10 protein-coding genes are annotated in these 11,893 nt (G+C 52.3%); 8 read left to right on the forward strand and 2 right to left on the reverse strand.

Annotated features, from left to right (window positions below; all coding sequences use genetic code 11):
- Nucleotides 1-503: 503 nt before the first annotated feature.
- The 6 genes from osmY (at nt 504) to JFY74_02945 (ending at nt 5,116) form a co-directional block, all read left to right on the forward strand.
- Nucleotides 504-1,112: a molecular chaperone OsmY gene (gene osmY, locus JFY74_02920; GenBank protein ID QQG29036.1), complete on the forward strand. Its 609-nt coding sequence runs from the start codon at nt 504-506 to the stop codon at nt 1,110-1,112.
- A gap of 145 nt (nt 1,113-1,257) precedes the next feature.
- Nucleotides 1,258-1,419: a DUF1328 domain-containing protein gene (locus tag JFY74_02925; protein QQG29037.1), complete on the forward strand. Its 162-nt coding sequence runs from the start codon at nt 1,258-1,260 to the stop codon at nt 1,417-1,419.
- A gap of 143 nt (nt 1,420-1,562) precedes the next feature.
- Entirely contained in the window at nt 1,563-1,751 is a 189-nt protein-coding gene (locus tag JFY74_02930) for a stress-response protein (GenBank protein ID QQG29038.1), read from the forward strand.
- Nucleotides 1,752-1,860: 109 nt separating this feature from the next.
- Nucleotides 1,861-2,658: a TatD family hydrolase gene (locus JFY74_02935; GenBank protein QQG29039.1), complete on the forward strand. Its 798-nt coding sequence runs from the start codon at nt 1,861-1,863 to the stop codon at nt 2,656-2,658.
- 314 nt (nt 2,659-2,972) lie between these two features.
- Nucleotides 2,973-4,250, forward strand: coding sequence for a NupC/NupG family nucleoside CNT transporter (locus tag JFY74_02940; protein QQG29040.1), 1,278 nt, complete (start codon nt 2,973-2,975; stop codon nt 4,248-4,250).
- A gap of 149 nt (nt 4,251-4,399) precedes the next feature.
- Nucleotides 4,400-5,116 (forward strand): 4'-phosphopantetheinyl transferase superfamily protein, encoded by a 717-nt coding sequence (locus tag JFY74_02945; GenBank protein ID QQG29041.1) that lies wholly within the window; start codon nt 4,400-4,402, stop codon nt 5,114-5,116.
- Nucleotides 5,117-5,409: 293 nt separating this feature from the next.
- Here the strand turns inward: JFY74_02945 and JFY74_02950 are convergent, their stop codons facing one another.
- Together JFY74_02950 and JFY74_02955 are read right to left on the reverse strand one after the other, a co-directional pair.
- Nucleotides 5,410-7,326, reverse strand: a complete 1,917-nt coding sequence (locus tag JFY74_02950) for a TonB-dependent receptor (protein ID QQG30430.1) — start codon at nt 7,324-7,326, stop codon at nt 5,410-5,412.
- Between the two features lie 139 nt (nt 7,327-7,465).
- Nucleotides 7,466-8,716, reverse strand: a complete 1,251-nt coding sequence (locus JFY74_02955) for an MFS transporter (protein ID QQG30431.1) — start codon at nt 8,714-8,716, stop codon at nt 7,466-7,468.
- A gap of 343 nt (nt 8,717-9,059) precedes the next feature.
- Here JFY74_02955 and JFY74_02960 point away from each other — a divergent pair, with 343 nt between their 5' ends.
- Together JFY74_02960 and JFY74_02965 are read left to right on the forward strand one after the other, a co-directional pair.
- A complete protein-coding gene (locus JFY74_02960) occupies nt 9,060-10,256 on the forward strand; it encodes an isochorismate synthase MenF (protein QQG29042.1) in 1,197 nt (398 codons plus the stop codon).
- Nucleotides 10,253-11,893: a (2,3-dihydroxybenzoyl)adenylate synthase gene (locus JFY74_02965; protein QQG29043.1), complete on the forward strand. Its 1,641-nt coding sequence runs from the start codon at nt 10,253-10,255 to the stop codon at nt 11,891-11,893. Before JFY74_02960 ends, JFY74_02965 begins: the two co-directional genes overlap by 4 nt.

Below are 11,893 nucleotides of genomic sequence, written 5' to 3' on the forward strand. Positions count from 1 at the left end.
TTTGATCGATGGCGCCACGGTTTCATGAAAATCATCGTAACTGTGGCGTTTAAATCGTGACCACATTGTTAAAATAATCATCACCCGGTTATGCTTGGCTTTAGGCCAAAAGTGCTGGGTGTTTTTATTTTTAAATGTATTTAAAAACAATGCATTACCCAGGGTTTTTCCCTGCTGTTATTTCTCGCTTCAGTGCAACAGACAAATCTGAATTGCTGCGCATATTCCCTTGCTCCCCTGTGATTTTCCATTCTGTAGGCTATAGTTAACAGCGTGTTAACTGATTTAGCTTGTTCAACTGTTAGTTCAATTTAAGTTGGTTCATTATTTTGATTTGTTTCGTCTTTGCAATTCAATACTCTGATTTTTTTATACAAGCAGAAGGAATCATCGGAGTATTGATAACGTCATTATCACCTTGGTTTGCTGATGACGGTGCAGGCGTTAACGTGACCCAAATCGGTTTTTCGGGTTTATAGAAGAGCATAAGAAGGAAGACATCGATGAAAAAGACCAAATTGACACAATCGCTGATCGTAGTTGCTCTGGGTTCGATTCTGGCTGGCGGTGCCATGGCTGAAGAAACGTTAGGGCAGAAAGTAGAGCGTATCGCGGACACAACTGGTGCAAAAATCGATAGCTCCGCCAATAAAGCTTCTGGCTACGTCAGTGACAGCGCTATCACAGCAAAAGTGAAGAGTGCGTTGTTGGAAGACAAATCGATTACCAGCAGCGATATTTCCGTTGAAACATCAAATGGCGTCGTCACGCTGAGTGGCTTTGTCGGTAGTCAGGAATTGAGCACCCGCGCGGTAGAAATCACTACGCAGGTTGAGGGGGTCCAGTCTGTCAGCGATAAACTGCAGGTGAAAGATAATCAATCACAATCGGTTGGCGCGTATGCCGATGATGCCGTGATTACCAGCACCATTAAGGCCAAGCTGCTGGCGGATGACATTGTTCCGTCCCGTAAAGTGAAAGTTGAAACGCAGGCTGGCGTCGTACAACTGAGCGGCGGGGTGGATAACAAAGCGCAGTCCGACCGTGCTGAGAGTATTGCGAAGGCCGTCGACGGTGTGAAAAGCGTCAAGAACGACCTGACAGTTAAATAACCCTTTGATACAGGGTTATCCTTAATGGCGGATAACCCTACCTAATCCGCATAATAAAACACCACCTGTGGATACGCAGTCAGGACGCACGAATGGCGTCAGGATGACCACCATGATTTTTCATTTTGTCTGGTAAGGAGAGCGTATGTTTCGTTGGGGTATTATCTTTTTAGTTATCGCACTCATCGCGGCAGCACTGGGTTTCGGTGGATTAGCCGGCACAGCAGCTGGCGCGGCAAAAATCGTCTTTGTAGTCGGTATTATTCTGTTTCTGGTTAGCTTGTTCACGGGTCGAAAACGGCCGTAGCACAGCGCATCCTTTCGTATAGAAAAATGTCATACAGAGCACACAGCCGCGCCACGCGGCTGTCATATTTTACCGGCACACTGTCTTTTACTGATACTACCCGCGTATTTGCTGCATTTCGACAGTTTATCAGGAGGTTTATGATGAATAGCGATATCGTTGTTGGCAAATGGAAACAGTGGAAAGGGAATTTCCTCGCGCTGTGGGCCGATTGGTTTGACAGCGACTGCGCCTGGCTGGAAGGGAGTAACGATTACCTGTCCGGTGTCTTGCAAGAGGGTTACGGAAAAGCGCACGAAGAGGTATCCTCAGAGAAAACCACGTTACACTGAGGCCTCACCGCAACGACAAGTCCGATTCTGCCATGAGGCTTTGGCAGGATAGTTCTTGGGCGTAGATTAGGTCGCCTCATCTGACCTAATTTTGACGGAGAGAAGCGACGTGCCCGCTGAACGATACCGTTTTATCGATACCCACTGCCATTTTGATTTCCCCTTATTCTATGATGACGCACCGGAAAGCTTGCGTCTGGCGCAAGACGCTGGGGTTGAGTGCATCATCATTCCTGCCGTGGCTTCTCAGCATTTTGAGCGCGTATTGACGCTCTCTCGCACCTACTCACCGCTCTACGCCGCACTGGGCCTTCACCCGCTTTATATCGCCGAGCATCAGGAGAGCGACCTGCTCCGTCTGGAAGACGAACTGCGCCAGCTACCCACCAAGCTGGTGGCGGTGGGGGAGATTGGGTTGGATCTCTATATGCCGGAACCGCAGTTTGAGCGGCAGCTTACCTTCCTTGAGGCTCAGCTTCGGCTGGCGAAAAAATACGATCTCCCGACGATTCTGCACTCGCGACGAAGCCACGACAGGCTGGCGCAATTACTGCGCCGTATCGATGTGCCGCGTACTGGCGTGGTTCACGGGTTTGCAGGTAGCCTGGCACAGGCGCAGGCCTTTATCCGGCTGGGCTATTACATCGGCGTAGGGGGAACCATAACCTATGACAGAGCGAATAAAACGCGTCAGGCAATCGCGCAACTGCCGTTAGATCGACTGCTGCTGGAAACTGACGCGCCCGACATGCCGATGAGTGGCTATCAGGGGCAGCCAAACCGACCTGAACGTATTTCGTGCGCGTTTCAAACGCTGTGTGAGCTACGTGCAGAATCGCCTGAAGAGATTGCCGAGGCGCTGTGGCAGAATTCGTTCAGGCTGTTTGGACGGCTGAGCCCGACGTAACGCTGAGAGTGTTACGACGCTACCCGTTACACCACTACCATTCCCCCAAGTGGAAGAATACTTGCTTCCGTTTTCTGTTATTTCTGTGCAACAACAGACAGAACAGCCATTCTGATTTCATATATCAATCATTAAATTGTGATAAAGATCACCTTTTTGTGTTTTCGGCTGTTCGATGTTGTATGTATTTGTGACATAAGTTAGCGACCTTCACGGGCCTGTCTTTATAATCGGCTCGCCAGCGCGTGTTTACCGTTCTGGTGACCCGATTTTTATTATGCTCTTACTTTTTCACGCGTTATAGGGAACTACACATGCAACTCGTTATGAGTCTCATCGGTATGATTGTTCTGATACTGTGCGCGGTTATGTTATCCAATAACCGTAAAGCGATCAGATTGCGCACCGTAGTTGGTGCTTTTATTCTTCAGATTGGTATTGGTGCGCTGGTACTGTATGTACCCCTTGGGCGCAAGATTCTGGAGGGCATGACGAGCGGTGTAGCAAACGTTATCTCCTACGGAAATCAAGGCGTTTCGTTTATGTTTGGCGGTCTGGTCTCCGACAAAATGTTCGAAGTCTTTGGCGGTGGTGGCTTTGTTTTCGCACTCCGCGTCTTGCCGATTATCGTCTTTTTCTCTTCTCTTATCGCCGTGTTGTACTACATGGGCATTATGCAGATCGTCATCAAGGTACTCGGTGGCGGATTGCAGAAACTGTTGGGAACTTCCCGTACTGAATCGCTCTCTGCGACGGCCAATATCTTTGTCGGTCAAACGGAAGCGCCGCTGGTGGTCCGTCCGTATATTGCCAATATGACGCAGTCAGAACTGTTTGCGGTGATGTGTGGTGGGTTGGCCTCAATTGCCGGAGCGGTGATGGCAGGCTATGCCCAGATGGGCGTGCCGTTGGAATACCTGATTGCAGCGTCCTTCATGGCTGCCCCAGGCGGGTTACTGTTTGCCAAACTGATGGTGCCGGAAACGGAAAAAACGCACGACCATGATGAGATGGTTGGCTTTGTCGATGAAGACGATCGCCCAGCTAACGTCATCGATGCGGCGGCAAGCGGTGCGGCGTCCGGTATGCAACTGGCGCTGAATGTGGGTGCGATGCTGTTGGCGTTTATCGCCTTGATCGCCGTGTTGAACGGCATTCTGGGCGGCATCGGTGGCTGGTTTGACTACCCGCAGCTGTCACTGGAACTGATTCTGGGCTGGTGCTTTGCGCCTGTCGCGTTCCTGATTGGTATTCCGTGGAGTGAGGCAACCGTGGCGGGCTCGTTCATTGGGCAGAAACTGATCGTCAACGAGTTCGTTGCTTACCTGAATTTCAGTGAATATCTGAAAGCGGATGAGGTGGTGCAGGCCGCTGGTTTGCAGGTTCTGTCGGATCATACCAAAGCTGTGATTTCGTTCGCGCTGTGCGGCTTTGCTAACCTTTCGTCTATTGCTATCCTTATTGGAGGTTTGGGCAGTATGGCACCGACTCGGCGTCAGGATATTGCCCGCTTTGGTTTGAAAGCGGTTGCGGCAGGTACGCTTTCTAACCTGATGAGCGCCTGCATCGCAGGGTTCTTCCTGGCCCTGTAAATGTAACCAGGCATTCTTGCAGTAGCGAGATGATGGGCGGCGAAAGTCGCCCATTGTTCGTTTAAGTCCCTACATTATTCAGGGTTTAAGCGTGGCTTGCGCAGCATTTACCGAATGCGGGTGCGATATGCTTGCCTGAGTGGAGCAACATGCTTTCTGCTTTTATTGATGATGTTGAATGGATTTCTTTTCCACGGGCAACGGACGGTGCCGCCTACCCAGGTATTACTGCACGCTGCCATTTCCATTTGTCTGCCTACGACGACGCGCTTTTTGCCGAGGCGAACATTCCTTTTTCCGACGCGCTAGAGCGCGCCGTACCGAAACGACGTGCCGAATTTTTGGCTGGGCGTTGTGTTGCCAAACATGTGTTGAACAAGCTGGATCACCCTGGTTTTGTTCTGCATAGCGGAGAAGACCGCTCGCCGCAGTGGCCGGGAAATATTGCTGGTTCGCTGAGCCATAACAAAGACAGCGTACTCTGCGCCGCCCATTTACGTAGCGATGCGCTATCGTGCGTGGGTGTGGATATCGAAGGATTTATGTCCGACGAGCGTGCGCAGTCGCTGTGGCCTGGCATCATTGGCGATGAAGAGTTCCATTGGTTTCAGGAGCGGGATGAGGCATTTAGTTGTTTGCTGACGATCAGCTTCTCTGCGAAAGAGAGTCTGTTCAAGGCGCTTTACCCGCAGGTTAGGCACTATTTCGATTTTCTGGATGCCAGACTGGTGGCGCTGGATATCACCAAACGTGAATTCGAGCTGGAACTGCTGACCGATCTGACGCCAACGTTTTATGCCGGACGCCGTTTTAAAGGTGCGTATCTGCTGAGAGAGTACGACGTCACCACCTTTCTCTGCTGCTAAAAAAGCCCGCGTTAGCGGGCTGGGGTTGCTGACAAAGTCCGTCGAGCGGGAGTAACGGATAGATCGTAAAGACGCTGCAAGTACGTCCATGTAAGCTCGGCTTGCGCAGATATAAATCTCATCCCTGAGATTCACCCTTGCAGGGCCGTCGCAAGCGACGTTCAAAAACGTTCCTGACGTTTTTGTCCCTGGCGCAAACGCTTTACTCTTCTATTCCGTTGCTCCCGTTCTCGTTCGATAAACAGACTTGTCAACGGTCTGAAGCTCGCGTTAGCGGGCTAGAGTCATCGGTATCAGAACTTATAGCTCACGCCGCCGTACACCGTACGCCCAGACAGGAAGTAGTCGTTGTCAGTGGCAACATAGTCCCGTTTTTCGTTGGTCAGGTTAGTGACGCCCAGTTTTAGATCTACGTTTTTAACCGGTGTATAAGTGGCACCGATATCCACGGTATTGAAACCGCGAGTCTTGGTGGACTCTTTGTCAAGCAGATATTGGTTCCCCGTATATTGGTAAGCAATATAGGTTGATACATTATCCAGTGCTTGCCAGTTCAACTGCGTGTTAACCGTATTTTTTGGGGTTTTTTTCAGGCGCTTCTTGGTGGTGCGGTCTTCGGCATCGACGATAGTCCAGTTAGTGGTCCAGTTTAGGTCATCCGTGAGATCGACCCAAAATGAGGTTTCAATTCCCTGAACCCGCGCTTTATCCACGTTGTAATAAGGAAGATTGACTACCCTAGTTCTGTCTTTATCCCAAGCCTCAGATTGGATCATATTCTTGATATCATTATTAAACAGAGTGACACCTCCGCCGAAGCGCTCAGCTTCATAGGCAGTTCCTATCTCATAGCTGATGGAAGTTTCTGCTTTGAGATCAGGGTTACCGACTAGATAGCAGAATCCGCGACATGCTGCCTTCATATAGCCGGGGGTAAACTGAGCGAGGGTTGGCGCTTTAAAGGCCTTATTCACGCCGCCTTTGATCACCCAGTTGTCGGTTAAACTATAAGTGGCGTAGGCGCGTGGACTGAATTCTGTTCCATAGACTTCATGGTGGTCGACGCGACCACCAAAGGTGAGGGCTAAATCCGCAATCTTGAACTCATCTTGTAGGAAAAGAGCACTCTGATTGACGTCTGCTTTTCCACCTTTCAGATTCATGCTGTGTTCCAGCGATGTGATGCGGTATTCGCCGCCGCCGGTCAGCAGGTGGTCACCTAGGTAACCAGAAATTTGCCCGTCAACGGTATGATTATTCTGAGTAATATCGGCTATACCTTTATTAAGCTCAGAATTATCCATTAAATCGATGTTTTCGTAGTAGTAGCGCAGCCGCGTATCGACATTGTCCCAGCTACCGTTATGCGTGAGCCCCAGGCCGAGGCGATCGATTTTCTGTGTATTATGAGCAGCGGTGCCAGCGTTATTCCAGTCGACGAAGCGGTCATCTTTGGTATAGGTCGCATCAAAATCCAGGCTCTGCTGGGAATCGATCAACCACGTCAGGTTACCCAGCACGCTGTAGTTATCACGCTTTTCTATGGCATCCGTGTTACGGTTTTGTGATTGCTCGGTACGCCACGCATCACGTTTGCCGCCATCGACAATCAAGCTACCCAGCAGCGTATTCTCTATCAGTGGGCCGCTAACGTAGTCATTCAGGCGATTGTTGTCACCGCCGGAACCTTCGGTCGGTGCCTGAAAGTTATAGCCGAATTCACCAGCCACTTTCTCCCCCGGCTGGCGCAGAATCACGTTTACCACACCGCCCAGCGCGTCAGCACCGTACAGCGAAGACATTGGGCCACGAATCACTTCGATACGTTCAATCGCCGACATAGGAATGGAGCTAAGATCGAAATCATTCCCCATATCAGTTGCGAGTGATTCTTGGGCGTTGATACGGCGACCATTCACCAGCAGCAGCGTGTAGTCTGCCCGCATACCACGGATCTTGATCTCGTTACGGCCATAGGTAGTCGACGGGTTGATATTAATGCCCGGCAGCTTTTTCACCGCATCGGTAACGTTATTCACCGACATCTTTTCCAGCTCGGCGCGGGTGATGACAGAAACGCTGGCGGGAGCGCTTAGCGTGGTATGTTTCGTCTGTGTTGCCGTCACGACGATTTTTTCATCTGCCGCGTTTTCTGCCTGTGCAAGCGCAGGTAACGTTAGTAACCCGGTCACCAGCAGGGCGTGATACACCTTGCTGTGTGGGAAATGATGATGTGAAAAACGACTTTCCGGTTTTAGCTGCATGTCAAAGACCCCATCAAAGAGTGGAAAAAATATCCCCGTAAACGTGCTGTGTTGTGTATTGCCGACCCATTAGTACGTGATCGGTTTATTGCCCTGTAGCCTGTGCAGGTTGGCGTGCGGCCATCTTTCGGCTGCGTTCAGCCAACTGCGGAATTAAGCGCAGGGTCAGCAGCATGGCGGCCAGCGCAAATACGGTGCTGGCGATAGCGAGCTGCGAGAATCCGTCAATTTTTCCCTCGGCAGAGGTGCTCAGATAAGCGGCAGAAGCGACGCTGGCAAGCCCGGATGCCACGTTGGCAGCGGTTCCCTGATAGGACATGAACGCGGCGCGCTGATGCGGTAGCGGAATACCGGCGGTAATTGCCAGCGTGCTGCTGGAGCGGGCTGCGCTGAGCGCCATGAACAGGGTGAACACCAGATACAGGGAAAATGAAAAAGGCAAAACGAAACCGCAGAGAATCACAACGGCCAGCAGTAGCGTCGTGACGACAATCGTCCGGCTGGCATATCCTCGATCCAACAGATTGCCGCACAGCTGCATGGTCACCATGCTGGCCAGCCCGCCGCAGAGATAGAGCAGGGAAATATCATCCCGCGGGAAGGCCAGATTGAACTGAAAGTAGTTGGAAAAGTGCGGAATCAGCAGGAAATGACCGAACATTTGCAGCGAAATTACCGTCAGTCCCAGCAGGAAAAGAGGCGATGCTAACAGGTCATGTAATACCGACGTGGATGCCGTCGTAGGGGAATTACCTTGCTGGACCCGATGCGTCGGCGGCATGGAAGGAAAAAACCACAGCACTAACAGCGCCAGTAGCAGACCGCCGAGGCCGAAAATATAAAACGGCGCTTGCCAGTTAATTCGGTGCGCCAGTTCCAGCGACAGCGGCATGATGACAATCGCCGCGAGCGAAAAACTCATGCCGACATAGGCCAGCTGCTTTCCGCGCTCGTTGGCCGGCACAATATCGACAACCGCGGCCATCAAGACACCGGATGCCGGCCCAGCAACACAGCCCGCCAGAATAAACAGCAGCAAAAGATCGGTTTGGCTGGTGGCAAACATGCAGGCTGCCGTCAGGCCAAAGCGCAGCGTTAGCAGCACGATCAGAGCATGTTTACGGTTAAATCTGTCCAGATAGGGAGCGGCGAGAAAGCCGACGATGGCGGAGGCAAACGTTGCACCGCCGCTAATGTAGCCGATGTTCTTAGCATCCATAGACAGTGCGCTAACGAAATCGGGGCCTAGCGGCATCACCATCATCAAGCTACCGAGGGAAAGCATATTAATGAGCAGCGCCAGATGCACAACGGATCGGGTGTGCGGGCGGTACATGCTTTCATCCATGACAGGCTCACATTTAGACATAAATAGTAAAATATTTGCGCAGTCTAGCGCAGCTTAATTTTTCTGACAATAAATGATAAGTATTTTCATTATCACCTGTGATGTGGGTTTTATAATCAATACATTCTTGTTGCTAACCATTATTCATTATGAAACATGAACAAAAAAATTGATTAACATCAATATAACCCCTAATTAATAGGCGTGAATAACCATTTTGTGGAAGGATTGACCGAACACGTTACTTCAGTGTAATTTAACTGCGCTTAATATAAATGATAATGATTTTAATAATCATTGGTATTTGATTTGCGAGCGCAGGAGCTGTCTTGTGGATACACTGATTACAAAAACTGAAGCATTTAGCGGGCTAACCTATTCGGAACAGACCGCTTTTTTATATGCATCGGAGCACCGAAGCCTGTCTACTTCAGGCTTATTTGAACGTATTTCGTCCCCTGTTTGTGTCCCTGGCTCGCACGATGACAGGCTTAGCCCTGCAATCGCGCAGGCATTCCAGCGAGCGCGTCAGGCAGGGCAGCCGCTGCCTATTGTTGTGGGGGCGATTCCCTTTGATACTACGCAACCGTCTTGTCTCTATATCCCTGATAGTTATACCGTTACGACGAAATCTGAACTCGTCAGCCGTGCCCGTAAGCACACGGCTGCGGGCCCTGCTGCCCTAACGTTAAACAGCATTCCAGACGAATGTCAGTTCAAGTCCATCGTGGCAGAGGCGGTTGAGCGGTTCCGCCGTGGTGAACTGAGCAAAGCGGTGCTGTCACGCGTTTTGGACATTGAGCTGACGAGCCCCGTGAAGGCGCAAACGATCCTCAATAACCTGATGGTGCAGAACGCGGGTGGATACCACTTCTCACTGCCGCTGCCGGATGGTTCGGTATTGCTGGGCGCGAGCCCGGAACTGCTGGTGCGCAAGCAGGGGAACGTCATTGTCTCTAATCCGCTGGCGGGATCGGCGCGACGGATGAACGATGAGCATCTGGATTACCTGAACAGCCAGCGCCTGCTGAAATCGGGTAAAGACAAGCACGAGCATAAGCTGGTGGTGGATGACATCCGCCAACGCCTGATGCCGCTGTGCTCGTCGTTAACCATTCCATCGGCCCCTTCGTTGATGCACACCGCCTCCATGTGGCACCTGTCTACCGCTATCCGCGGTGAACTGGCGAACCCGGAGATGACGGCGCTTCAGGTCGCCTGCCAGCTCCATCCTACCCCCGCACTGTGCGGCTTCCCCACGCAGGAAGCGCGTCAGCTGATTGCCGAGCTTGAACCGCACGATCGTGGCGTATTCAGCGGCATCGTCGGCTGGTGTGATGCCAACGGCGATGGTGAATGGGCGATAGCGATTCGCTGCGGCACCATTAAACACAACAAAGTCCGCCTGTTTGCCGGTGCGGGCATTGTTGAGGCGTCCGTCCCCGAGGATGAATGGGCTGAAACCGCCGCCAAATTAAACACGATGCTGAATGCGTTTGGGCTTAACTCAGGTGTGGATGGACTATGAGCATTGAATTTACGCCCTGGCCAGAGGAACTGGCACAGCGTTATCGCGACAAGGGGTACTGGGTTGGCCTGCCGCTCACGGATGCCTGGGAACGTCATCTTGCGACGCAGCCTGACGCCGTTGCGGTAGTGTGCGGCGAGCGGCAGTGGAGCTATCGGGAGCTGGATCGACAGTCTTCCGCACTGGCATCGCGCCTGACTGAAAGCGGCCTGCGCTGTGGCGACACCGCGCTGGTGCAGTTGCCGAACGTGGCAGAGTTCTACCTGACCTTTTTTGCGTTGCTGAAAATGGGCGTCGCACCGGTTAACGCACTGTTCAGCCATAACAAGCTGGAGCTGCTGTCGTATGCCACGCAGATCGAACCACGCCTACTGATCGCCTCGGCCGAACATTCGCTGTTTGGCAACGGTGAATTTCTGGATCGGCTACAGACGCAGGTTCCCCGCCTGCAAACGGTGGTGATGCTCGGCGACAGCCCGCTGGGGCACAGTCTGACGGACTGGCTGCAACCGTACGCGTCGACCAGCCAGTATCAGCCTTCTGCGTCGGGGCAGGTGGCTTTCTTCCAGCTTTCTGGCGGCAGTACCGGCACGCCAAAGCTGATTCCCCGTACCCATGATGATTATTACTACAGCGTGCGCCGCAGCGTGGAAATTTGCGAGCTGACGCCACACACCCGCTATCTGTGCGCGTTGCCTGCGCCACATAACTTCCCGTTAAGTTCGCCCGGCTCGCTCGGTGTGTTCTACGCCGGTGGACGTGTCGTGCTGGCACCGGATCCGGGGGCGATGACCTGTTTTCCGCTGATCGAACGCCATCAGATCGATATTACCTCTCTGGTGCCGCCCGCTGCCGCGCTGTGGATCCAAGCAGCCGAACAGTTTGGTGGCGCGCTGCGTAGCCTGAAGATCTTGCAGGTAGGCGGCGCGAAGCTGAGTGAAACCGTCGCCCGTCGTATTCCGGCGGTGCTGGGCTGTCAGCTACAGCAGGTGCTCGGCATGGCGGAAGGGCTGGTGAACTACACCCGACTGGACGACAGCGACGAGCACACTTTCACCACGCAGGGCTATCCGATGAGCCCGGACGATGAAGTTAAAGTGTTGGATATCGACGGTAATCCGGTGCCGAGAGGCGAAACGGGGCTGCTGGCGACGCGCGGCCCGTACACCTTCCGAGGCTATTACCGCAGCCCGGAACACAACGCCCACGCTTTTGATAGTGAAGGCTTCTACCACTCGGGCGATGTGGTGCAGATGACCGAAGATGGCTATTTGCGCGTGGTCGGGCGGGAAAAAGATCAGATTAACCGAGGCGGTGAAAAGATTGCCGCTGAAGAGATCGAAAACCTGCTGCTCAAGCATGATGGCATTCTCCATGCCGCGCTGGTGTCCATGCCCGATCCGATTATGGGCGAAAAGAGCTGCGCTTTTCTGGTGGTCAACGATCCCTCGCTGAAAGCCATCACGTTAAGAAAATATCTGCGTAATCAGGGTATTGCTGAATTCAAATTGCCGGACCGCTTCGAGATGATCGACACCTTACCTGTTACACCGGTTGGCAAGATTGATAAGAAATCACTCCGTCAGCGCATCCAGACCCAACTTAGCACTCAAAACCCAACTTGGTGTTCAAAATAA

The sequence above is a fragment of the Pectobacterium carotovorum genome (genome assembly GCA_016415585.1).
In the GTDB taxonomy this organism is placed as follows: domain Bacteria; phylum Pseudomonadota; class Gammaproteobacteria; order Enterobacterales; family Enterobacteriaceae; genus Pectobacterium; species Pectobacterium carotovorum_K.